The following is a 22,996-nucleotide window of genomic DNA, read 5'->3' as shown; positions in this document are numbered from 1 at the left end:
CCTCCGCTTGTGGCAGATGGGGGCGGTTTTCACAAGATCACGCAGGCTACGGATTTGGCGCGAACGAAACCGGATCGACGTCCAAGATGAATGTCACCGCGGTTTTCTTCCCATCGGATTCGCTGGTATGAACGGACGTCTCCGTTCCTGTCACGACGCTGACTGATCCCTTTGTTTCCAATCCTGGAAAACCGGGAAGGCCGGCGGCTTTCAGATCGTATGCCACATCCATGATGGCTGCGGAATCCCCGAGGGTGGCTTCGGTTTCGAGGGACAGCAGGATATTGTCATGCGCGTCCCTGCAATGAAGCATGGTGTTTTGTCCGCTTCGGACGATGAGCTTGGCGCCGGCCGTTGGATTGCCTGAGGCACCGTCCGCGATCCCCCGGAGGACGACCGAGAGATTCTTGGGCATCAACCAGCACATGGGTGTGAGCAGTTGTTCCATACGCTCCTCGTTGTTCCATACGCTCCTCGTTGGTGGCATCTTGGAAGGCCACCAACAGACGACCCAACCGCGGATCATAGGCGGCGCAATCAGTCTCGGCCAACGGAATGCCCCATCCGGCAAGAATGGCTCTGACATCCCACATCGTCACCGGCGCGTAGCTCTTCAATTCCTCCGGAAGGATTGCATCCCGGCACGATGGCGGCCGAGCCAATGCCGTTTCTTTCGTAGCGAAAGGATCATCTGGCGGAGCTGCCGAATCTTTGTCCGGCTCATTCAGAAGAGCCTTCACCTCCCGCACGGCAAGGTCGAACTCCGCAACCGTGAGAGCCGCGCCCTTGATCGTAACCTGGCCCAGGCGGTGCGCTGCAGGAATCCCTGTCTGGGAGCTGGAAGCGCGGTAATGTACAGCTTGCGCTTGTCCATCCGCTTCGACCCACCGTCTTTCGGAAGCGGAGGTGCCGTCCAACAGGAGATCGCGCACCTTCGCTGTGATCGTCCAGCGTTCCCCCGTGGGTGAGATGACCTGGGAGATCACCCTTTCCGCCCGGCCTTGGGCCTCCGTGTTGAAATTGGCGATGAAATCCCAACGCAATGCTCCGGCCTCCCGCTTCTCCTGCCAATCCACCGACATCTGCACATCGGCGATAGGACTGTCGGGCTCGGAGCAGACTGAGGCATCCACTTCGATCGAGCCCAGAGACGCGGCATCGGGATGATCCCATCGCGTGGCGGAGTGCTGACAGGATCTCGTAACGATCTCCGAGCGATGGATGGCTTTGGCAGCAGCGGATACTGGCTCTCCCGGACCGATCCCTCGATACCATGCCAGCGAGATCCCCACTTGGTGCGGCTCGCGCAGGAATCCCACACCATCCGCATGAGCCAGCGTGTAACGATTCCCGTGAGCAACAAGCAATCGACGCGTTTTGTTCCAAACAATCCACGCTCCCTCGCCGAAGGTTTCCTCCGCCTTCAACGCATTGCTTAGATCCACCAGCCGATCGCCTTTGGAAGTGAATACGGAGGGCGTGGGAGCCTCGGCAATCATCTCGCCCTCGCGTGCCTCCGCAGGAGGCACCGCCAGATGCCATGCGCGGGTCACATCCTCCGCGCTGGCGGAGACCATGCAGAGACAGGAACAAAACATGAACCACGCTTTTGGCATGATTCGCTTTTGGCAGAATTGGAACCCCATGACAACCTTCGGACCATCGACCGCGCCGGGTATTCAAATCTGAATCACAAGTCATCGTCGTTCACATCCTCACCGAACTCGATCCGTGTGATCGGGCGGCCCTCCCGCAGGCAGCGCGCATCATCGACGGCGTTGCGCAGCCAGCGGCAATCGCGGAGATATTCCACCGGTACCGGTGCGACCAGCGCGTCGATCACCGAGGGACGGTTCCGATCATCCAGCATGATGTTCCGCTCGTGCAGATCCGTGACCAGCCAGCCTTCCCCGTTCAGCCAGAGGACGCCGACCGTCCGGGAGCAGGTGGTGGTCTCCGGAAGCAAGCCGTACATCATGGCGAGCGCCTTGTGCTGGTTTTGTTTCAGCAGTTTGGAGCCCGCCGTCTGGTCCGGGATATCCTTCGCCAGCGGTTGTTTGACGACCAGATAGTTCCCATCCGTGGACAGCCCGGCGATTTCGGTCGGGAGACCACCGGCCTGATTCAAAATGGCGAGTTTGGCCAAGGTGGTCATCAGGTCCGCATTGCGGAGCTCGACATCGAACCGGCCCTCGCCTCTGGAGACGAGGGTCGCAGCCTTGCCCAGGCTGCCGTCGATCCTCAGATCGAACAATTTGTAGACCACTCCGAAGGCGTCATCGCGGAAGGGCGAAGCCTCGGCTCCCGGTCTGAGGGGAATGAGGATCCGCGAGGAGATGAGGCGATCCTCATCGTGGAAAATGCCAAGTTGCTCCAGATCAATCAGGGGGACCCGGTGCCGCCGGCAGAGCGTTTCGAAGGCTTCTTGCCAATCATCAAGTGAAACCGCTCCGCGGGATGGAGCTTGCTCAAATGCATGGCGGATTCCTTGCGTTCGCTCTCGGTTAAGGGCAACGCAAGCTGGTCGCTGCTGGTCGTGGGGCCAGCCTCCGAGGATGGCGGTTGGGATTCCGAGGCGCGGATCGTCGTGTTTCCAAACGAACCCTTGTTCTGCCGGGAATGTTCCATTCAAAGGAGGGTGGGTTGGAGGATTGGAAGCCGCGGGACCGACCCGCCATCCGGACGAACCAGTCGCCGGAAGGGTAGCCGTTCATCCCTCCTCTTTCAAGGGGGGATGAATGTGGCTTCAAAATCCGGGGCAGCGGCCGGTCACGCGATGCCAGCGCGGACGAGCAGCGGCTCCAGTTCGGGATCGCGGCCCATGAAACGGCGGTAGAGCTCGTCCACTGGCGCGGAGTTGCCCTTGCTGAGGATGTGCTCGCGGAACGAGCGGCCGGTCTCGGGATTGAGGACGCCTTCCTGCTGGAAGCGCGTGAAGGCATCCGCATCCAGCACCTCGGCCCACTTGTAGGAATAGTAGCCCGCGGCGTAGCCGGTGGGGCTGCTGAAGAGGTGGTTGAAGCGGCGGGTCATCGACGGAGTGTCGGTCTTCAATGGCGTGCGGTAGTCGGCGAGGATCTCGCGGTCCACTTCATCCAGGTCGCGGCCGCGGTAACGGTCGAGGTTGATGTGGAGTTCGAGGTCGAGCTTGCCGAAAGCGAGCTGGCGGATGAAGGCGGTGGCGCTCATGTAGTTCTGAGCAGCCTTCATCTTGGCATAGAGCTCCTCCGGGATCGGCTCGCCGGTTTCGTGGTGGCGGGCGAAAAGATCAAGCGACTGGCGGTCCCAGCAAAAGTTCTCCATGATCTGCGACGGCAGTTCGACGAAGTCCCACGGCACATTGGTGCCGGAGAGCGACTTCACCGGCACATCGCTGAGCAGGCCGTGCAGCAGGTGGCCGAACTCGTGGAAAACGGTCTCCACCTCGCCATGCGTGAGCAGGGCGGGTTTGCCGTCGACCGGCGGCGACATGTTGCCGGTGATCAGGCCGAGGTGCGGTTCGTCCGGACCGCCGGTGTGGAGGCAGTTCATCCAGGCACCGCCGCGCTTCGGCTCGCGCGGATGCCAGTCGGCGTAGAAGGAACCGAGATGACGGCCGGTTTCCGAATCGTGGATCTCATAGAAGGTGACTTCCGGATGCCAGACTTCGATCACGTCCGCCGGAGCATCCTCCGGGCGTTGGCCGCGCTCGTAATAGACCGCCTCACGCTGGCGGATGGTGATGCCGAAGAGGCGTGACGAAAGCTCGAACATGCCGGCCATCACGCCCTCCACCGGGAAGTAGGGACGCAGCGCCTCGTCATCGAGATCGTAGTTCTCCTTGCGCTGGCGCTCGGCCCAGTAGCCGGTTTCCCATGGCTGGAAATCGTCGGCGGGGGCTTGGTTGGCGGCGGCCTTGTAGGCCTTGAGCTGCTTGTAGTCGGCCAGGAAGCCGGGCTTCACGCGGGTGTGCAGATCCTCGGTGAAACGCAGCGCGGTCTTGCCGTCCTTCGCCATGCGGCGCAGCAGCGTGAGATCGGCGAAATCGTCGTGACCGAGGATCGCCGCCTTCTCATGACGGAGTTCGAGGATCTTCCAGACCAGCGCGGTATTGTCGAAATCACCGGTCGCACCGACCTTGGTGGAGGCCTCCCACACCTGCTGGCGGATGCCATCGTCATGCAGGTACTGCATCACCGGCCCCATCGAGGGATACTGGAGGGTGAAACGCCACGCGGGCTTGTCCTCGGTGGCGACGCCCCTGGCTTTCGCATTGGCGAGCGCGGCGGCCTTCGAGGAATCCGGCAGTCCGGCGAGCTTCGACTCATCCTCGATCACGAGTTCCCACGCGTTGGTCGAATCCAGGACGTGCTCGGTGTATTCCTGCGTGATCTTGGACAGCTCCGCCTCGATCTCGGCAATGCGGCTTTTCTTGTCTGCGGGCAGGTCGGCGCCGGACTGAACGAAATCGTTCATCGTCTCCTCCACGTAGCGGCGGCGGATCGGATCGAGTTCCGCCACGGCGGCGCTGCGGCCGTAGGTCTTCAACACGGTCCACAGCGCGTCATCGAGCGGGATGGAGGCGTAGAAATCGGAAACTTCCGGCAGCATCGCGTTCAAGGCGGCGCGTTGTTCCGGCCCGTCATTCACGGAATCGAGGTGGTTGAGCAAGCCCCAGCCGCGGCTGAGCGGTTCGGTGGCCTTTTCCAGCGCGACGAAGGTGTTGTCGTAGGTCAGCGCGGAGAGATCGGCGGCGCGGATGGCATCGAGGCTGTCCTTGGCCAGCGCGAGGGCGCGGCGGATATCCGGCTCGACGGCTTCGGGGACGAGGGTGGACCAGCGGACGTGAAACGATTCGTCGAGGAACGGATGCATGGCGGGTTCTTTTGATGGGATCGGCGGGAAAGGGAAGCCGCGAATTTAGCGCCACGGAAGCCGGGTTTGTCTTGTCTGGATTTCCTGCCGGAATGGATATATCCAACCGCCATGTCTTCGGAATACCCCAACTACAACCCTTACGCCTCCCCGGCGGCCATCGCGCAGTCTCCCCGGGAGATCCGTCTGGATTTCGTCAAGAAGACCTATTGGCACCTCGCGGCTGCCATGGCGGCCTTCGCCATCCTGGAAACCCTCCTCATCCAAGCCGGATTCGGCAAGATGGCGCTCCACGCGCTGGGAGCCAGCCGCTTCGGTTGGTTGATCGTGATCGGCGGCTTCGCGCTGGTGGGATCGGTCGCGGACCGCTGGGCCCGCAGTTCCACCTCGGTGTCCACCCAATACCTCGGCCTCGCGGTCTACGTAGTGGCGGAAGCGATCATTTTCCTGCCGATGGTCACACTCGCTCCGATCGTCTCCGGTGATCCGATGGTGCTAGGCAAGGCGGCGGTCATCACCTGCGGCCTGGTACTGGGCCTGACGGCAGTCGCCTCCTCGACCAAGGTCGATTTCACCTTCATGGGTGGCTTCCTGAAGGTCTGCGGCATGATCGCCCTAGGCGCGGTGGTGCTGGCCTGCCTCACCCCGATCACCCTCGGCTTCTGGTTCAGCGTGGCGATGGTGATCTTCGCCGCTGCCTGCATCCTCTATCAGACCAGCGCAATCCAGTATCACTACCAGCCGGGCCAGCACGTGGCCGCGGCCCTGAGCCTGTTCGCGAGTGTGGCGCTGATGTTCTGGTACATCCTGCGCCTGTTCATGCGCCGCAACTGAACCGCGGGTTCGCCTTTCAGGGGCCGGTTGCTTCGAAGCGGCCGGCCTCTCTGTTTTTGCAGACCTTGCCCGCTTCGAAGATGGTGCCGTTCATGGCGAGATGGACGCCGGGCGGCAGCGATTGGACCGCACCAAGGGCGAGGCCGAGATTGAAAATGGCATCCGTGGTCTTGAATCGGGCGGGAGCCAGCGCGCCAGTCAGCACGATGGTCTTGCCAGAGATGCCGGTGAGCTTTTCCGCGGTGATGGACATGGTGTCCGTGCCGTGGGTGATGAGGATACGGGATTCCGGCGCGGCCTCGCAGGCGGCGCGGATCGCAGCGCGATCCTCATCGTTGATCTCCAGGCTGTCCTTCCGCATCAGCGATTCCAGCCGCCAATCGAGGGCCACGCCTGCCTCGCGGAAGACATGAGGCACGGTTGGCTCGCCGACTTCGTATTCGGAAGAAGCATCGAAGTAGACCTTGTCGATGGTGCCGCCGGTGGTGAGGACGAGAACGCTCATGAATTACTTGAGGAAAAAGCCGCGCTGTTTTTCGGAAACCGGCATGCCAAGCAGCTCCATGACTTCCAGCATGTCCTCCCAGACCTTGCGCTTGTCCAGATTGCCGGAGGTGGTGCGCAGCAAGTAGCTGGGATGGTAGGTCACGCGCACCGGCACGCCTTCGAACTCATGCCACCGGCCGCGCATGCGGGCCACGCCTTCCTCGGTGCCGAGCAGGCCCTTCGACGCGGTGCCGCCGAGCGCGACGATGCACTTCGGCCGGACAATGCCGATCTCCCGGCGGATGAAGGGCAGACAGGACGCCATCTCCTCGTCCGTAGGCGGACGGTTGTTGGTCGTCTGGCCTGCAATAGCCGGGCGGAACTTGACGATGTTCGAAATATAAACCGCCTCCCGGCCGAGGCCCATGGCGCGGAGAATGTCGGTGAGCTTCTGGCCTGCGGGGCCGACGAAGGGCTCGCCCTGGCGTTCCTCTTGATAGCCGGGAGCCTCGCCGACGAGCATCAGGTCCGCCTCGGGATTGCCAACGGAGAACACCATCGTATCGCGCAGTGTGCCGAGCGAGCGGGCGGGCGACCAATTCCGGGCCTGGGCCTTGAGCGCGGCGATCTGTTCGGCGGCGCTGCCGTCCGAGGCGCGGACTTCCGCGAGGACCGGGGCCGGGCGTGGCGTGGGAAGCGGGTCCGGATGATCGAAAAGGGAAAACGCCGGGCCCTGTGGTGCCGGACGGGACGGAGGCGGCGTGGGCGCAGCGGCGGCGGGGCGCTTCGAGCGGGCGTTGAGCTCCCGCAGGACCTGGCGCGCGCCCTCATCCAGATGCACATGGGTCACCCCGCGGGCCTCTTCGGCACGCAGGAACTCGATCAGGGCATCGACCGGACGACTCACGCGGACGACGCTAGCGGGCGATCCGGGACGGCGCAACCGTGGTCTCGGTCGCGCGGTGGATTCCAATCGGGCGACGGCGTTGTAGTTGCTCCCGGAGGCCGGTCCGGGCACGATGTGGACGGATTGAGCGAGCAACCGTTGATTCCCGACACTTCCAAAACCGGCCGCTGGTACACCGCCCGCAGGTTGTGGTCGAAGCTCAGCCGTGCCGCTAAATTCGCCGGGGAAAAGGTCCTGCTGACCGCGCTCATCCTGTTCTACTGCCTTCAGGACAAGGACACTCCGGCTTGGGCGAAAGGGGTGATCGTCGGTGCGCTGGGTTACCTCATCCTGCCGGTGGACCTGATTCCGGATGCAATCCCCGGCGCGGGCTATTCCGATGACTGGGGCGCTCTGGTCGGCGCGCTCGGTGCGGTGGCCGCCTACATCAAGGACGAGCACAAGGAAAAGGCCCGCGCGCAGGTGGACCGTCTTTTCGGCGCAAAGGACAAAGGCACCCCGCCACCCCTGCCGCCGGAATTTTCCTGAAGGATTTCCGCCAAGGCGTGGTATGGATGCCCCGGAGACCACGCCACGATCATGATCCGCACCGCTCTCACCTATTTCGCACTGGCTGCCTGTGCCGCCGCCGCACCGCACATCGACGAGGAAGCCTTCGGCAAGAGCATGGGCGGATGGAAGGGGAAGTCGGTGAGCTATTCGCTCTCCGGCAGCGAGTACAAGACCTACAAGCCGGAGATCTCCCCCACCCCGGACGGTGGCATCTTCATTTCCATCCGCATCGACCATGTCCGTGGCTGGCTTTCCTCCGACGACCACGCAGTGCTTGAGATCACCGTGGCCCCGAACGCGACCATCGCCTCCGCGCAATCGAGCCTGGCGTTGCAAGGCGTGTCGATTTCCAGCGACCTGATCCGCGGCAGCGCCAATGCGGGCGCACATGTCGGCGGAGTGGGTGCGGCGGTGAAGATCGGCGGCGATCTGGTGGCCGACCTTTCATCAAAGCTGCTGCGCGAGAAAATCGTGGAGGCCGGCCGCGTGTCATTCCCGGCGGCGATCCGCCACAACTACAATCACCTCTACCAAGCCATCCGCACCGAGGACGGCCAGGCTCCACCGCCGATGCCCGCAGCGAAGGATGGCGAGAAAAAGGAAGCGGAAAAGCCCAAGGAGGGAGAGAAGCCGAAGGACGCAGCGAAACCGGCGGAGGCGAACAAGCCCTCCGAACCGGCGAAACCAGCCGAGGCCGCGAAGCCCGTCGATGCGAAGCCCGCGGAAACCAAACCCGCCGAAGCCAAGGCACCGGAAAACGCGAAGCTCGAGATCAAGCCCATCGGCAGCCCGCAGGAGTTGAAGAAGTAACACAAGCATTCCTGCTTGTGAGTGCTCGCGGCGGATTGTCGTGAAGCGTCCACAAGCCTTCCCTCGCTGATCCGCTTGATCCATGCGCAAGTTGGAAACTCGCGCTACTTCTTCTCCGCGTTCACCTTCACCGATTCGTCCTCGATCCATCGTCCGCCGGACGGTTTCACCGGGATGAATGTGAAGCTCCAGTTCTGTCCGCCGTAACCGAAAGGCACGCGCAACAGCACTTTGTTCCAGCCGCTCTTCAACTCGACCTTCGATGGCTCGCGGGTCCAATAGAGCTCCTCATCTTCCAACGGTTCCTCATTGGCCGGAGCGAACCACGTCGGGCTGAGATGCTTGTGTTTCCCCGGGTTCTTCCATGCGGGTGCGGGCAACGGCTGATCGTTGATCCACACCTGCGCGCCGAATGCGTCCCACTTGCCTGTTTCCGGAATGCCGCCGCACTGGCGGTTCGAACGCGTCGCCGTTTCAAAGCCGATCCATGCGTCGATGGTGCGCGCCTCCTTCGCATGCACATACGTGAGCGCATAGGCCGTGGAGATGCCCGCGCGCGGCAGCACGCCTTCCTTGCCGCGATCCGACAGCATGATGGTTCCACCAGTGGCGGGCTTCCATGCATGGCTGGTGGTGCCGATGGTGTAGGATGGCTCGATCTTCGTCTCCGGCTCGAAAGCCTTGTCGCCCGGTTCATCCTTGCCGCGTGGGATCGGTCCGAGCACCTGCCAGGAAAGCTGAGAGGTCTTTACGAACGGAAATGGCTGCCCGGCGAAATACCCATCGCGGTGCGCGGCCAGACGGTTCTCGAACTCACGATAGGCCTTGCCCTGCGGGGAAGCCGGCGCCGGCTGCACGCTGTAGAGCCCTCCCGCATCCGATGGACGGCCATGCCAGAACGCTTCGGCGAATGCGAGCATACCGGGCCAGACCGCATTGTGGCGGAAGATGTTCGCCTTGTCCGCCACACGGATGTCCGGCCAGCAGCAGAGGATGCCACCCAGAGCCTTGCCATTGCCTTGGGCAAGATGCGCGGGCTGCCGGAAAAAATAGCGCTGCACGGTGATGAGCGGATCGTAACCATTCAGATAGCCGCCTGCGGAATCCACGAACGGCGACGCTCCCTTGTCGGAGTGATTCACGCCCTCGTCGCCCCAGAGCTGCCGGATGGCTTGGTCGTCCGCCTTGAGACCGGGGCTCCATACCAGCGGCTTGCGTCCTGCATTGCGAACCGCCTTCAGCATGCGGGTCATGAACTGCTGCGGGTCCTTGATCTTCACTTCATCGGAGCCGATGTGGAGATACGGGCAATCCGCCACCGGGATCTCCTGGCAGAACTCGGCGATGAGCTTTTCCAGCACGTTCATGCCTTGGTCGCTGCCCATGCTGAAACCGAAGGCACGATCGAAGAAAGCGCTGTGTCCCGGCATATCGAGTTCCGGGATGATGGTGATGTGGCGCGCCTTTGCATAAGCGATCACCTCGCGGATCTGCGCGTAGCTGTAGATGTCGCTCTTGTCGCGGGTCTGGAACTTCGGATCGTTGAGCTGAGGGTAGGCGTGGCACTCGATGCGCCATGCCGGATTATCCGTGAGGTGCCAGTGGAAGACGTTCAGCTTGTAGGCGGCGAAGCGGTCGAGCTGTTCCTTGAGCGACTCCACCGTTTGGAAATTGCGGCCGGTGTCGTGCATGAATCCCCGCAGGCCGAAGGCAGGCCAATCGCGGATCACCGCCTGCTGTGCCAGCACGCCGCCTTTGTCACCGCGCAAGAGCTGACGCAGCGTTTGTACACCGTGATACGCGCCCGCGGCATCATTGCCACGGAGCACGATTCCATCCGCCGTGATCGAGAGTGTATAACCCTCCGCCTTCGCCACCACGCCCTGCTGGATGGCGAGGCTGATCCGGCCCGGCTGCGATGCAGGCGTATCGTTGGCGGGAGCGTTGGTGGTCTTCAGCCCTTTGCTTGAGAAGATGGCAGCCAGCTCGCGCAAGGCGGGCGCGAGGTCATCCTGCTGCTTGCCGGGAAACACGATCGCGGTTTCCGCACCCGGCTTCCAATCGCCTTGACCCCAACGCACATCCTGCGGGAACGGAATGAGCGCGGTCTTCGCCTGCGCGAGTTGTTCCGGCGGCACCGGAGTGGTCCAAGCGGCTGGAGTTTTCGCGGCGTGCAAGGGAGCCAGCAGTGGCAGCAATAGTGACAGATATAGCAGACGGCGGTTCATGATGCGGAAGACAAAGAACGAATGACGTTCTCTTACCGGAGTGAGTTGGGATGTCTTTCGTGGTCGGTTTTCCCGACCAGTGGCCGGAGTCCATCTTATGACCTCGAAGAGGTCACAGACCATAGCCGGAGTGTCGCGTAGCGACCTCCGGAAATGACGGTTTTTTTTGAGTCTGCGCCCATGCGTCAGCGGGGCGCAAATAGGCGTAGAGGCCTTGGGCGGTTTCTAACGGAAGGGATCTACCCGAATGGTCCGCTCATGTGCGACCCCTCCGGGGTCGAATGAAATAAAGACCTCGGGGGTCCGGAGGTCGCTGCGCGACACTCCGGCTATATTCCGCGACCTCTTCGAGGTCGAAGAAGCATCCATGCGGCAGCCTTGAGGCATCGCTTCAACCACGCGGATGAAACTGCTTGTGGATCGATTTCAACCTCGCTGCATCCACGTGCGTGTAGATCTGGGTGGTGGAAATGTCCGCATGGCCGAGCAACTCCTGGATCACACGCAGGTCCGCGCCGCCTTCCAACAGATGGGTGGCGAACGAATGCCGCAGCAGGTGGGGATAGACGTTGTGATCGATCCCCGCTGCCGCCGCGCGTTCCTGCACCACCTCCCGCACGCGGTCTGGCGACAGGGCGCCGCCGCGCACGCTGAGGAAGACATGCGAGCCGGTGCGTTTCTTCACCAGCGTGGGCCGTTCGTGGTGCAGGTAGCTTTCGAGCGCCTCCTTCGCCTTGCCGCCGATGGGGACGATCCGGGTCTTGTTCCCCTTCCCCGTCACCCGGATGAAGCTTTCCTCGAAATCGACATGTTCCAGCCGCGCGTTGCACAGTTCGGACAGGCGCAAGCCGGAGGCGTAAAAAAGCTCCAGGATCGCGCGGTCGCGGCGACCGAGAGGGCGCGCCGGATCGATGGACTCGAGCATCGTCACCACCTCGCTGGCATGGATCGTTTCCGGCAGCGTGTGATCCGGCCGTGGCGAAATCAGCGGCTCCGCAGGGTCCATCGGCAGTTTGCCACGCGCGGCCAGCCAGCGGAAAAACACCTTCAGATGGACGGTGGTGATCCGCAGCGAGGAGGCGATCAACCCCTCCCCTTTCCGCTCACTGAGAAAGGCCGAGAGTTCATGCGTGCCCAGATCCGCCAGCACCAGCTTCCGCTTCGCCATCCACGCCGCCAGCGCATCGAGCGACTGGCGCACGGAAAGCTGGTAGGCGGCGGACAACCCGCGCTCGGTGGCGAGGTAGAGGATGAATCCTTCGGTTTCGCGCTCCATCAGGTGTTGGCGATGATCCCGGACACCATGGGGTGAAGCAACTCGAATCGCGGCGCCAGCAGGTCAAATTTCATTGACATCCCAAGCGCTCCCGGGATTGTCACAGTAGCAAGGAACTAGAAGGAGGCATGGTGCAAAGCGATCTACTTCACACGGAGAAGATTCTGGCCGATCGGAAAACGTTCTTCCTCGATCTGAAGGAGAACGCCCGCGGGATGGTGGTCAAAATCACGGAAGACGTCGGCGGCAACCGGGACACCATCATGGTGCCGGCGGAGCTGCTCGGCGACTTCATCGCCGCCCTGACGGACATCAAGGCCACGGCCGACAGCCACGGTTGACCCCAGGGAGTCGGGATATGGCCGGAGGCAATGTCCTTGCTCCCAGTCATTGTCGCTCGCGGATCTTCCTGATCGCCCACGCGGCATGCTCGGCGATCAACGGGTCCTCGTCCGCCGCCGCTTTTTCGAGCGCGGGCAAGTCCTCCGCTCCACCGGTATTGCCGAGCCCCACGCAAACATTCCGCAGGAAGCGTGCGCGCTTGATCCGCTTGATCGGAGACTTGGCGAAGAGCGTGCGGAAGCCCTCGTCATCCAGCTCCAGGAAATCGCGCAGGCGGTGGGTGAAAACGGTCTCGCGTGCCAGGAACTTCGCCTCGCGTGACACCTCCGCGAACTTGTTCCACGGGCAGGCCTCCAGGCAGGCATCGCAACCGTAGATGCGGTCGCCGATGGCCTCGCGGAACTCGAGCGGGATCGCTTCCTTGTGCTCGATGGTCAGATAGGAGATGCAGCGCCGCGCGTCCACGCGGTGCGGCGCGGTGATCGCCTGCGTCGGGCAGGCATCGATGCAGCGGGTGCATTTCCCGCAGTGGTCGCCGAAGGGGGCATCGGCGGACAGGTCGAGCGTGGTCAGCAGCTCGGCGAGGAAAAACCAAGTACCGAGGCGGCGGTGGATCTGGAGGGTGGACTTGCCGTTCCAGCCAAGACCGGAATCGGTGGCAAAATCGCGCTCCAGCACCGGGCCGGTGTCCACATAGTAGCGTTGCACGCCGCCGAGCTTCGCCAGCTCCGCATCGAAAGCCTTCAGCTTTTTCAGGATCACATCGTGGTAATCCTCGTTCCACGAATAGCGGGCGATGCGGTAGCCGGGATCTCCACCATCCGGCCGCGGGCTACGGCCGGGATAGTAGTTCAAGGCCAGGCAGATCACCGCCTTGCAACCGGGCAGCACCTCGCGCGGGTCGCAGCGGCGGTGCGGCGTCTTTTCCATCCACGCCATGTCACCGTGGCAGCCATCGCCGATCCACTGGCGGAAGGCATGCGCGTGCGTGGCTTCCTTCGCCGCCGCGATCCGGCAGTCGTCGAAACCCAGTTCCCGGGCGATGGCTTTGACCGCAACAGCGTCCACGCAGGAAGGATGAACCACGAATGGACGCGAATGAACACGAATGTTAGTAGCACAAGCATTCCTGCTTGTGAGCGGGTGGAGTGGTTTGTCCGGAAGCCGACCGGATTTGCCAAGGTGCCGATGCGGATTTCCAGGGCGTTTGGAGCCGGGAAACGGGTGAACCGTGCACCCTCACAAGCAGAAATGCTTGTGCCACCTCTCAAACATGCCCCGTGAAAAAATAGCGGGCGCTTTCCAGAATGCCGGTGGCGATCTCGCTGGAGTCGAGACCCTCGGTGTCCACGGCCTGGTGGGCGGTGGCTTGATACCAAGGCCGACGCAGTTCCAGCAGTGCTTCAATCTTCGCACGCGGATCCTCCGTATGCAGCAACGGTCGCTCACGGTTCCGGCCGGTGCGCTCGAGGATGGTGTCCACCGGCGCATGCAACCAGACCACGTAGCCGAGCTGGTGGAGCAGCTCACGGTTCTCCGGGCGCACGACCACGCCACCGCCGGTGGAAATGATCCGACGCGGCGCATCCGGTGCGGACAGCTCCTGGAGCAAGGCCGTTTCCATGTCGCGGAAGGCGTCTTCACCGGACTCGGCGAAGATGGCGGTGATCGGCTTGCCCGCGCGCTGCTCGATCAGGTGGTCCATGTCCACCAGTGGATAGCCGAGCCGCTGGTGCAGCTCGCGCCCGACCGTGGTCTTCCCGCTGCCCATGAAGCCAATGAGCACGATGCTTTTCGGGACGTTGACCCCCTCCGTCATGGCGGGCACCCTAGCGTCTCCTGACGTTACGGCGAACCGTAAAATGCGCCGCGTTACAAACAACAACGGCGGATCGGGTTGTGGCGGGCCATCGCCCCCGGCAGGTTCCGCGGGTGACGACTCCGGAGAGCAATGCGGCGACCGAGGTGGGCAGCGGCCTGAATGAGGAAGAGGTGCGGCGCAGGCACATCCTGCCGAAAGCGCTGGTGGTGGGATTGGTCGCGGGCGTGGTGGCGTCCGCCTTCCGGCTGGCATTGGCATGGGCGGAGGACCTGCGGAATCACCAGCTCGGCGGCCTGCACGGTTGGCCATCGTTCGCCGCATGGACGTCCCTGGGCGCGCTCGCGGGCGGACTGGGTTTGTGGATGGTGCGGCGTCTGGCCCCGGAGGCGGCGGGCAGCGGCATCCCGCATCTGCAGGCGGTGTTGCTGGGCAAGACCCGGCTCCATTGGAAACGTCTGCTGCCGGTGAAATTCATCGCCGGAGTGATTGGGATCGGTGGCGGCCTCACGCTGGGACGCGAAGGCCCGACCGTGCAGATGGGCGGTGCCTCCGGCCTGATGGTGGCGGATTGGTTCCGGGTGAAGGCGGGTGGCGGCGAACGCAAGGCACTCATCAGCGCCGGAGCCGGAGCGGGATTGGCAGCGGCGTTCAATTCCCCGCTGGCGGGCATGATCTTCGTGCTGGAGGAGCTTCAGGGGAATTTCACACCGGTGGTGTTCGTGGCGGCATTTCTTGCGTCCGTATCCTCGGATGTGGTCTCGCGGCTGCTGGTCGGGGACAAGCCGGTATTCCATCTGGAGGCGATGCCTGCGATGAGCGTGAACGAGCTACCCCTCGCCCTGCTGCTGGGACTGCTCGCCGGATTGCTCGGAGTGGTGTTCAACAAGTGCCTGCTCGGCAGCCTCGATGGCTTCGACCGGCTGACCCGCTCGAAGTGGCTCGGCGGCGCGGTGGCCGGATTTGTCGCGGGAATCGCGGGCTGGACGATGCCGCATCTCTCCGGCGGGGGCGGCACGCTGGCGGATCAGGCGATCGCGGGTGAGATCGCCGTGGGCATCCTGCCGCTGCTGCTGATCGCGCGCTTCGTACTGACAATGACCTGCTACGGTTGCGGCACGGCGGGTGGGATCTTCGCGCCGTTGCTGGTGCTGGGAGCGCTTGGCGGGTTGTTGTTCGGTCATGGTATCGCGCACCTGTCTCCGGCATGGATGCCGAACCCGGAATCCTTCGCCGTGCTGGGCATGGGCGCGCTGTTTACCGCCATCGTCCGCGCGCCGCTGACGGGTATCGTGCTGATGGTGGAGATGACCGGAAAATACGATTTCATGCTGCCGCTGCTGGCCTCGTGCCTGGCGGCCTATGGCGTGACGGAGTGGCTCGGCAGCGCGCCGATCTATGACCAACTCCGGCAGCGCGCGGAACGGAACGCGGCTTGAGGCCATGGCACGAGCTTGTTAGCAATTTCCCGTCATCCCATGGCGCGCTTCCTTGTCCAAACCCTCCGCGGCCGCATCCTGCCGCCGCTGCGGTGGTTTCTTTGGCTTGTGCCGATGGCGGTGGCGGTCGGCTCCGCCTGTGCGTTTTTCCTGTGGAGCCTGGATGCGGTGACGCGGCTGCGCTTCGACCATCCGTGGCTGCTATTCCTGCTGCCGGTAGCCGGGGTGGCGATGGCATGGTGCTACAAGCACCACGGCGGCACATCGGGCGGCGGAAACAATCTCATCCTCGAACAAGTCCACGAACCCGGGGGTGGCGGCGTGCCAAAACGAATGGCTCCGCTCATCCTCGGCGCGACCGTGCTGACCCATCTCTGCGGTGGCTCGGCGGGTCGCGAAGGCACCGCGGTGCAAATGGGCGGCAGCATCGCCAGCGGCTTCGCGAAGCTCTTCCGCCTGGACAAGCCCACGCTACGCATCCTGCTGATGGCAGGTGTGTCGGCCGGTTTCGGCGCGGTCTTTGGCACGCCTTTGGCCGGAGCGGTGTTCGCATTGGAGGTGCTGGTGGTCGGGCGCGTCCAGTATGAGGCGCTGGTCCCCTGTCTCGCTGCCGCCTTGATCGGAAACTGGACCTGCCTCGCCTGGGGCGCGACCCACACGCACTACCACGTGATGTTCATGGAACATCTCACGGTGCCCGGCCAGGGCGGACCCTTCGATCCGGTGCTGCTCACGAAGGTGTTGGTGGCGGCGGTGTTGTTCGGTTTCTGCGGCAGCCTGTTCGCGAAGGCCTGCCATGTGGTGGAACGTCTCTACAAAAGCTTCTGCCCGGAGCCGCTGTGGCGGCCGGTGATCGGCGCATGGATCGTCATCGCGCTGGCCTACCTGCTCGGTACGCGGGAATACCTCGGCCTCGGTGTGCTGGCGGAGCATCCGGGCGATGCGACGTTGTCCGCGTTCTTCGATGGCCGGATCTTCGCGTGGGCGTGGTTCTGGAAGCTGGTCTTCACCGTCATCACACTATCAGCTGGCTTCAAGGGCGGCGAGGTCACGCCGTTGTTCTTCATCGGTGCGGGACTGGGTAACGCGCTTTCCGGTTTGATGGGCGCGCCGACGGATCTCTTCGCCGCGCTCGGGTTCGTGGCGATCTTCGCGGCGGCGGCGAATACTCCGCTGGCCTGCACGCTGCTGGGCATCGAGCTGTTCGGGGCTTCGAATGCGGTCTATCTGGCAATCGCCTGCTTCGTGGCCTACGCGTGCAGCGGCCACTCCGGGATCTACAAGGCGCAACAGATCGGCGTGCGAAAGTGGTGGGAGTAGACTCTTCACCCCTTCGGCGGCGGGGCGATGCTCTCCCCCGGCACCCATTCCGCGGCGACACCCACCCGCAGCCCATCCGGGTCCCACTTGCCCTCCAACCATGCCTTGAGCCGCCGTGCCATGCGGGCGATGGGGAACTTGAAGCGTGCCAATGGCGGCTGGAACCACTCGGCATTCGCCTGATCGTTCAATAGCACCACGGAAACGTCCTCGGGGACTTTCAGGCCGATCTTCGAGAGGAAACAGATCGCCGTGACCAGCTCGCGCCAGTCGAGCAGCACCAGTGCGGTGGGCCGCTCGCGTTTGAACAGGCTCTCCATGATGCTCCAGGAAACATCCGGCCGCAGGTACTCGCTGTCCGGAGTGTGATAGGCCGGAGAGTAGGGCAATCCCGCGGCTTCCAGCTCCATACGGGCGGCTTCCCGCATCGAGTCGATGTAGCTTTGAGGACGGTCGCAGAGCTGTGTGACGATCCGCCGGTGGCCCAAGGCGATCAACCTGCGGTAAGCCTCGGCGAGAAGATTGGCCGACCTCACGGCGACTACGGGCACCTCGAAGCCATCGGTCACGCCTCCCAGGAAAATGATCTTCACTCCCCGTTTCACCGCCCACTCGGCCAAGGCAGGTCGTCCGAACAAGGCCACCACCTGCTCGCCGGGTTCGGCCCCGATCAGGTCGTCCCAACTGCGATGAGGCGTGCGGGCATGCAGGAAATCGACGATCCGGTAGTCCACCTGCCAACCGGCGGGAGTCAGCATCCGGTGCAGCATTTCCATGACTTGTCGCCCGGATTCCGCCGTGCGCTCGATGGCTTGGTGGGTCAACAGGATCACGCGTTTGCCCTTCGGCCCGGACTCTTTGGACAAGCTCGCACCCCGGCTCTTGACGCGGTAGGCTTTCCGCTCGCCTGCGGATTCCAACACGCCGTCCTTGGCCAACTCAAGCAATGCGAGCTGCACCGTCGGCTGGGAAACGCCGAGCTGTCCGGCCAGCACGCGGGTGCCCGGCAGACGGTCGGCCCATTTCCCGGCCGCCACCATCTCCCGGAGGGCTGTTGCCGCGGCCTCCACGGCACCCACTCGCTTGATCACGCTCACGTTTCCCACTTTGGCCATCACCCTGCCGAAAGCAAGTAGGCAGTTGCGCGCAATTGTCAAAAGCCGCGCGGCAGGGCTTCCCCCCTTTCCTATTGGCTCTTGCTTTCCGGGCGTTTCCGCCGTTCTTCTTCCCGCCCATGTCCGAAGCCCACACCGCCGACCTCCTGGCGCTCGACACCGACGGCCTGAAGAGCCGCCTGTCGAAGCTCAGGAGGTATCTTTGACGTCCCGGCCCTTGAACAACAGATCGCCACGCTTGAGGAAGCGATGGGATCTCCGGCCTTCTGGAACGATGCCGACAAGGCGAAGGAGGTCAGCTCCAATGCCGCGACGATGAAGAAGAAGCTCGGGGCCTTCCTGGCTCTCGAAAAGCGCATCGGCGACATCGAGGAAGGCGTGGCTCTGGCCAAGGAGTACGACGACAACGACATGGCCGCCGAGGCCACCGCGGAGTTCAAGGCGCTGGACGCCGACCTCGCCTCCTTCGAGCTGCTCACGCTGCTCAACCAGCCTGCCGACATTTCCCCGTGCTATCTGGTGATCCAGGCAGGTGCGGGCGGCACAGAAGCCTGCGACTGGGCCCAGATGCTCCACCGCATGTACACCCGCTGGGCGGAACGGAAGGGCTTCACCGTGGAAACGATCGACTGGCAGGACGGTGACGAGGCCGGCCTCCGCGGCGCGACCATCAAGATCACCGGCGAATACGCCTACGGCTACCTGAAGAACGAACGCGGTGTACACCGCCTGGTGCGCATCTCCCCCTTCGACTCCGCCGGCAAGCGCCACACCTCCTTCTGCGCCATCGACGCAACCCCGGAAGTCTCCAAGGAGATCAAGATCGAGATCAACGAAAAGGACGTCGAGATCACGACCACGCGATCCGGCGGCAAGGGCGGCCAGAACGTGAACAAGGTGGAAACCGCCGTGTTGCTGCGCCACCTTCCCACCGGCATCCTGATCCGCTCGACCGCCGCCCGCTCGCAGGGCCAGAACCGCGTGCTCGCCTTTGAGATCCTCAAATCGAAGCTCTACCAGATCGAGGAGGACAAGCAGAAGGCCGAGTCCGAACGCGCCTATGGCGAAAAGGGCGACATTTCCTGGGGCAACCAGATCCGCTCGTATGTCTTCCAGCCGTACCAGAAGGTCCTCGACCTCCGCACCGGCGAGGAAACCGGCAACATCCAGTACGTGATGGACGGGGACATCGACAACTTCATCGAGGCCAAGCTCCGCGGCAAGGTCCGCGTGAAGGGCGCCAGCAACGACGACGATTAACGTAGTAGTACAAGCATTCCTGCTTGTGAACGTGGCGGGCGGATCGTTCGAGGATGTCGAACCATCCGCCCGCTTCCGTTTCGAATTTCAGAACACCTTCGGCGCGGGCTGCGTCCAGTTGAATGGCGCGCCGCTCTTACGCTTCAGCACGAACGAACTGCCCGGCTCGATCCGGATGTTGTCCGCTTCGCCCGGTGCCAGCGTGAACGCCGAGTCATACCAGCCCGCCGGGAAGTCCGGCGCACCGGTGTAGTAGAAGTAACTCACCGGACCGCTGGCGGTGTAGAGCACGATTTCATCCGCCACGGAGGGATCCTCGCCACCGTTCACACCGGTGCTCGCATCCCCGGTGTGGAGTCCACTGGTGCCGAGCGTGAGACTGGCACTGGAAACCGTTCCGAGAACGTTGCTGCCATTCACTACCGGCAGCAGGGTATCGCCGGTTTTCGCCGCGCCGGTGTAGCGAAACGAAAGCGGAGCAGTGCCGCGGCGTTTCACCACCAGGCCCTGGTTCGGTGCGATCACCACCTTGGCGGCTTCGCCGGGTGCAAGGGTGAAGTTCGTGTCATACCAGCCGGCGGCAAAAACCTCGTCGCCGGTGTAGTAGAAGTAGGACGTGAAGGTTCCGCCGTCATAGACCAGCACCTCATCCGCAGTGGAGGGATCGTCCGATGCCAGCAGGCCCGCGGCATTGGTCTCGCCGAAGAAACCGCCGAGCGTGACGTGCTTGCGGACGCGGAGTTCGTCGCCCACGGATGCGAACGCGGCGAGGTTGTCGAAGGTGGTCAGCGAACTGCCATCCGGAGCAACTCCTTCCGTGGTGCCCGTGATGTCGGAAACCACGCCGGAACCGGTGCGCGGCACCACCTCCGCATAATAGCTGCCATTGACTCCGTTGAACTGACCGTCCGTCCACGGATTTCCAGCTACAGAGAACGTCGTAGGTCCGCTGGTGTTCGCGGACACGGCGGTGATGGTGCCCTGCCACGACAGCGGCCGGACGAGGGTGGGAGAGATCAGCGACAAGCGCGGCGATTGCTGGCTGCCGCCGGGCAAGGTCACGGTGAGGTAACCCACTGGATTGTTGGAAAGCTCCGTGGCGTGCAGCGGTCCGGCCAGCGCGGCGACAGCGGCCAAGGCACGGCCACGGCGTCTCATGAAGGTCAGGCCCACGGCGGCAAGTCCGAGCAGCAGGGGAGCGGACGGTTCCGGCACCGCGGATACCAGACGGAGCTGGCCCGCGGGCGTGGAGCCGACACCACCCACCGCCGTGATGACCGGAGCGGCACTGGTGGTGGTGCTCAGCGTGACCGTGTCGCCCACGCCGCCGGCATTCACCGGGAAGAGCCACGGCGTGCCCGCGCTGGTGGCGGTGAAGATGCCGAACTCGGTGGAGGTCTCCGGCGTCGCGCCGTTGAACACCCACAGGTAGATCGTCGCGTTGTTGAAGTAGTCCGCGGCGGTCGTGCCGGAGTTGTTGTCAGTCGCCGTTCCGCCGATGCGCCCCTGTGGCGAGGTGCGGATCGCGAGGTTGGAGGACGCGCCGGGATTGGGGTCGCCGGTCACGGTATCGTAGCCGAAGCGTTCCCAGCCGCCCTGGGCGATGATGTTGTTCACATTGTCGCTCACGCTGGTGAGCGGATTGTAGGTGAAGGACGTGCTGGAGAGGGTGCCGACCCAGACCGTGCCGCCGGAGAGGACGGTGACGCCGTCCGCGGCAACTACGGTGCGCGCCGTAGGAACGGCGCTGAAGGTCACGGAGGCCGCGTGTGCGGCTGCGGGGAGAAGCAGCCCGAGGGCTGCGGATGCGAAAAGGTGTTTCATGGGAAAGAAAAGTTGGGGATCGTTGGGTGGCTTGGTTCACCAGCGGCTCGGCACCACCTGATAGAAGTAGCTGCCGCCATTCGCCTGCGGGTCCGTGAGCGTGGCATTGACCGTGCCGAGCGTACCGCTCGCCACACCGCTGACAGGCAGCGAACCCACCTGCTCCCACTTCAGAGGATCGCCGAGATCCGGCGTGCGCCACAACGTGTAGATCGCGTTCGTGCGGAGCTGGCTGTAGCTGAAGTCCAGCGAGAAGCTGTCCGGCGTCACGTTGTTCGAGCCATTCACCGGGAACGGGAAGGGATCGCGGGTGGTCGCGGCATTCGGCAGCGCGAGATAGTTCTGGAACTTCCGCTTCAGCGACTTGTAGTGCGCCGCCGCATCCGCCGTGAGGGTGGAGGCGAGCAGGTTCGTATTCTCGTACGGATCGTTCTGCAGGTCGTAGAAACGCTCCACCTGGCTGTCGAAGCGGATCAGCTTGTAACGTTCGTCGCGCAGGGTCTGGCCATCGGCGGCGGCGCTCTGGTTGAACTGCTCGTCGAACAAATCGCCGGAACGGATCACGTTTTCCTTGATGAGCGGCACCAGGCTTTTCGAGTCCACGGTGACACCCGCCGGAATGGTGGCGTCCACATCAATGCCCGCGAGTTCCTGGATGGTGGCCCAGATGTCCACCGTGCTCACCAGGCTGTCGTTTTTCCCGATGTAGGCCACGTCCGGTCCGGTGATCACCAGCGGCACGCGTACGCCGCCTTCGAAGACGGTGAACTTCGCGTGGTTCTCCGCGGCATACTTGAACGGCGGCTGGATCACCGCGTTCTCGGTGCCGTTGTCCCCCACGAAGATGATGTCGGTGTTGGAACGGTCCACGGATTGCAGCAGGCGTCCGATCTCCGTATCCAGCGCCACCATCATCGCTTCGAAGTAGAGGCGTTGGTTCGCATTGATGTGCGCGGTGGTGCCGGACAGCGAGGTGTATTTGGTGATCCCGGCGAGCAGGTTCACCGGCGGCTTGTGAAACGGCGAGTGCGGCGCGTTGAACGCCACCCACGCCAGCCACGGCTTGTTCTGCTGCGTCTGCGTGTTGATGAAGCCCACCGCCTCGTTCACCTGATCGGTGGTCGAGTAAACGGTGGAGGTCGCGGTCACGCCGTTGGTGATCTTGCTCCAGTTCGTGTAGCTGGCCACGCCCGGCGCATTGAACCCGGCGAAGTACGGCCAGCCGCCGACGGTGAGCGGCGTGTTCGCTCCATTGGCGAGGTGCCATTTGCCGAAGGACGCCAAGGCATAGTCCGGGGCATTCGCCGCGAAGGCGCGGGGCAGGGTGTACTCATCGTCCCGGAGGCCCGGCTTCGCACCGGAAAGTGCCACGCCAACACCGGTGCGGAAGCCATGGCGGCCGGTCAGCAGCGTCGCACGGGTGGCGGAGCAGGTCGGCCGGGCGTAGGCGTGGGTGAAGGTCACGCCGGAGGCACCCAGCGCATCGATGTTCGGTGTGGGCGGCAGCGAGACGTTCGCGGCGGGCGTGGCCGTGAGCGAGGAACTGTCGAAGCCGAGGTCATCGGCGATCAGGAACAGGATGTTCCGGGCGGCTTGGGCCTGCGGAGCGCTGGTGGCCAGCAGCAGGCCGAGGGCCGCACCAGCCCAGCGCCGGACACGGGGGAGATGAATACGATGGAGCAGGGGAACCACGCGCGGGTTCCCGGACAAGGATGTCGGGATCATGTTTGGGATTCAGATGAGGTGACAATCGGCAGGCTGTTCCACGGAGGCTTCGCCTGCCTGCGGATGACTGCGCTCCGAAGTCCACTTCGCCGGGTCCCAAAGACGCGCTGATGAATGTCGATTAATTTGTGGGAATTAACCGGTCAATAATAAATTACCATGTTTAGCAGGATTATCACATTTGACTCCATGCCTTATACTCCTA

At 63.5% G+C, this 22,996-nt stretch carries 19 protein-coding genes; 7 read left to right on the top strand and 12 right to left on the bottom strand.

What is annotated here, in order from left to right; all coding sequences use genetic code 11:
* Window positions 1–287: 287 nt before the first annotated feature.
* The 3 genes from KBB96_RS17425 to KBB96_RS17415 all read right to left on the bottom strand — a co-directional run bounded on the left by KBB96_RS17425 (window position 288) and on the right by KBB96_RS17415 (window position 4,854).
* A complete protein-coding gene (locus KBB96_RS17425) occupies window positions 288–1,499 on the bottom strand; it encodes a hypothetical protein (RefSeq protein WP_211630771.1) in 1,212 nt (403 codons plus the stop codon).
* A gap of 191 nt (window positions 1,500–1,690) precedes the next feature.
* Window positions 1,691–2,266, bottom strand: coding sequence for a hypothetical protein (locus KBB96_RS17420; protein WP_211630770.1), 576 nt, complete (start codon window positions 2,264–2,266; stop codon window positions 1,691–1,693).
* A 503-nt stretch (window positions 2,267–2,769) separates the two neighbouring features.
* Window positions 2,770–4,854 carry a M3 family metallopeptidase gene (locus KBB96_RS17415; RefSeq protein ID WP_211630769.1) on the bottom strand — a complete coding sequence of 695 codons (2,085 nt, stop codon included), beginning with the start codon at window positions 4,852–4,854 and terminating at the stop codon, window positions 2,770–2,772.
* 111 nt (window positions 4,855–4,965) lie between these two features.
* Between KBB96_RS17415 and KBB96_RS17410 the strand changes: the two genes are divergently transcribed.
* Entirely contained in the window at window positions 4,966–5,688 is a 723-nt protein-coding gene (locus KBB96_RS17410; RefSeq protein ID WP_211630768.1) for a Bax inhibitor-1/YccA family protein, read from the top strand.
* A 16-nt stretch (window positions 5,689–5,704) separates the two neighbouring features.
* Here the strand turns inward: KBB96_RS17410 and KBB96_RS17405 are convergent, their stop codons facing one another.
* Complete coding sequence (locus KBB96_RS17405; RefSeq protein ID WP_211630767.1) at window positions 5,705–6,193, bottom strand: asparaginase domain-containing protein; 489 nt, start codon at window positions 6,191–6,193, stop codon at window positions 5,705–5,707.
* A 3-nt stretch (window positions 6,194–6,196) separates the two neighbouring features.
* A complete protein-coding gene (locus tag KBB96_RS21095; protein ID WP_226373572.1) occupies window positions 6,197–7,081 on the bottom strand; it encodes a uracil-DNA glycosylase in 885 nt (294 codons plus the stop codon).
* Between the two features lie 138 nt (window positions 7,082–7,219).
* Here KBB96_RS21095 and KBB96_RS17395 point away from each other — a divergent pair, with 138 nt between their 5' ends.
* Both KBB96_RS17395 and KBB96_RS17390 read left to right on the top strand, forming a co-directional pair.
* Window positions 7,220–7,609 (top strand): YkvA family protein, encoded by a 390-nt coding sequence (locus KBB96_RS17395; protein WP_211630766.1) that lies wholly within the window; start codon window positions 7,220–7,222, stop codon window positions 7,607–7,609.
* 51 nt (window positions 7,610–7,660) lie between these two features.
* Window positions 7,661–8,443: a hypothetical protein gene (locus KBB96_RS17390; protein WP_211630765.1), complete on the top strand. Its 783-nt coding sequence runs from the start codon at window positions 7,661–7,663 to the stop codon at window positions 8,441–8,443.
* A gap of 104 nt (window positions 8,444–8,547) precedes the next feature.
* Here KBB96_RS17390 and KBB96_RS17385 read toward each other — a convergent pair whose 3' ends face one another.
* Window positions 8,548–10,671, bottom strand: coding sequence for a beta-N-acetylhexosaminidase (locus KBB96_RS17385; protein ID WP_211630764.1), 2,124 nt, complete (start codon window positions 10,669–10,671; stop codon window positions 8,548–8,550).
* Window positions 10,672–11,062: 391 nt separating this feature from the next.
* Window positions 11,063–11,947: a tyrosine recombinase gene (locus tag KBB96_RS17380; protein WP_211630763.1), complete on the bottom strand. Its 885-nt coding sequence runs from the start codon at window positions 11,945–11,947 to the stop codon at window positions 11,063–11,065.
* Between the two features lie 128 nt (window positions 11,948–12,075).
* Here KBB96_RS17380 and KBB96_RS17375 point away from each other — a divergent pair, with 128 nt between their 5' ends.
* Window positions 12,076–12,288: an RNA-binding protein gene (locus tag KBB96_RS17375; protein ID WP_211630762.1), complete on the top strand. Its 213-nt coding sequence runs from the start codon at window positions 12,076–12,078 to the stop codon at window positions 12,286–12,288.
* A gap of 46 nt (window positions 12,289–12,334) precedes the next feature.
* On the opposite strand, the gene queG is transcribed toward KBB96_RS17375, so the two are convergent.
* Both queG and KBB96_RS17365 read right to left on the bottom strand, forming a co-directional pair.
* The gene (queG, locus tag KBB96_RS17370) at window positions 12,335–13,357 is read right to left on the bottom strand and encodes a tRNA epoxyqueuosine(34) reductase QueG (RefSeq protein WP_211630761.1); all 1,023 of its coding nucleotides are present in this window, start codon (window positions 13,355–13,357) and stop codon (window positions 12,335–12,337) included.
* 199 nt (window positions 13,358–13,556) lie between these two features.
* On the bottom strand, window positions 13,557–14,108 hold the full coding sequence (locus KBB96_RS17365; protein WP_211630760.1) for a shikimate kinase: 552 nt from the start codon (window positions 14,106–14,108) through the stop codon (window positions 13,557–13,559).
* Window positions 14,109–14,221: 113 nt separating this feature from the next.
* On the opposite strand from KBB96_RS17365, the gene clcA reads away from it, so the two are divergent.
* Entirely contained in the window at window positions 14,222–15,547 is a 1,326-nt protein-coding gene (clcA, locus tag KBB96_RS17360) for a H(+)/Cl(-) exchange transporter ClcA (protein ID WP_211630759.1), read from the top strand.
* A 39-nt stretch (window positions 15,548–15,586) separates the two neighbouring features.
* Window positions 15,587–16,867 carry a voltage-gated chloride channel family protein gene (locus KBB96_RS17355; protein WP_211630758.1) on the top strand — a complete coding sequence of 427 codons (1,281 nt, stop codon included), beginning with the start codon at window positions 15,587–15,589 and terminating at the stop codon, window positions 16,865–16,867.
* A 5-nt stretch (window positions 16,868–16,872) separates the two neighbouring features.
* Here KBB96_RS17355 and KBB96_RS17350 read toward each other — a convergent pair whose 3' ends face one another.
* Window positions 16,873–17,982 carry a substrate-binding domain-containing protein gene (locus tag KBB96_RS17350; RefSeq protein WP_211630757.1) on the bottom strand — a complete coding sequence of 370 codons (1,110 nt, stop codon included), beginning with the start codon at window positions 17,980–17,982 and terminating at the stop codon, window positions 16,873–16,875.
* Window positions 17,983–18,101: 119 nt separating this feature from the next.
* On the opposite strand from KBB96_RS17350, the gene prfB reads away from it, so the two are divergent.
* Window positions 18,102–19,242, top strand: a protein-coding gene (gene prfB, locus KBB96_RS17345) for a peptide chain release factor 2 (RefSeq protein ID WP_211630756.1) whose coding sequence is annotated in 2 segments (ribosomal slippage) — window positions 18,102–18,179 and window positions 18,181–19,242 — 1,140 coding nt in all. Because the reading frame shifts where the segments join, the coding sequence is not laid out codon by codon here.
* A gap of 87 nt (window positions 19,243–19,329) precedes the next feature.
* On the opposite strand, the gene KBB96_RS17340 is transcribed toward prfB, so the two are convergent.
* Both KBB96_RS17340 and KBB96_RS17335 read right to left on the bottom strand, forming a co-directional pair.
* Window positions 19,330–21,066, bottom strand: coding sequence for a TIGR02597 family protein (locus KBB96_RS17340; protein WP_211630755.1), 1,737 nt, complete (start codon window positions 21,064–21,066; stop codon window positions 19,330–19,332).
* 36 nt (window positions 21,067–21,102) lie between these two features.
* Window positions 21,103–22,791, bottom strand: a complete 1,689-nt coding sequence (locus tag KBB96_RS17335; protein ID WP_211630754.1) for a sulfatase-like hydrolase/transferase — start codon at window positions 22,789–22,791, stop codon at window positions 21,103–21,105.
* Window positions 22,792–22,996: the final 205 nt, after the last annotated feature.

It is taken from the genome of Luteolibacter ambystomatis, from assembly GCF_018137965.1.
GTDB classification, from domain to species: Bacteria; Verrucomicrobiota; Verrucomicrobiia; order Verrucomicrobiales; family Akkermansiaceae; genus Luteolibacter; species Luteolibacter ambystomatis.
The sequence above is the reverse complement of the archived record's forward strand: the minus strand, read 5'-3'. Positions and strand labels throughout refer to the sequence as shown.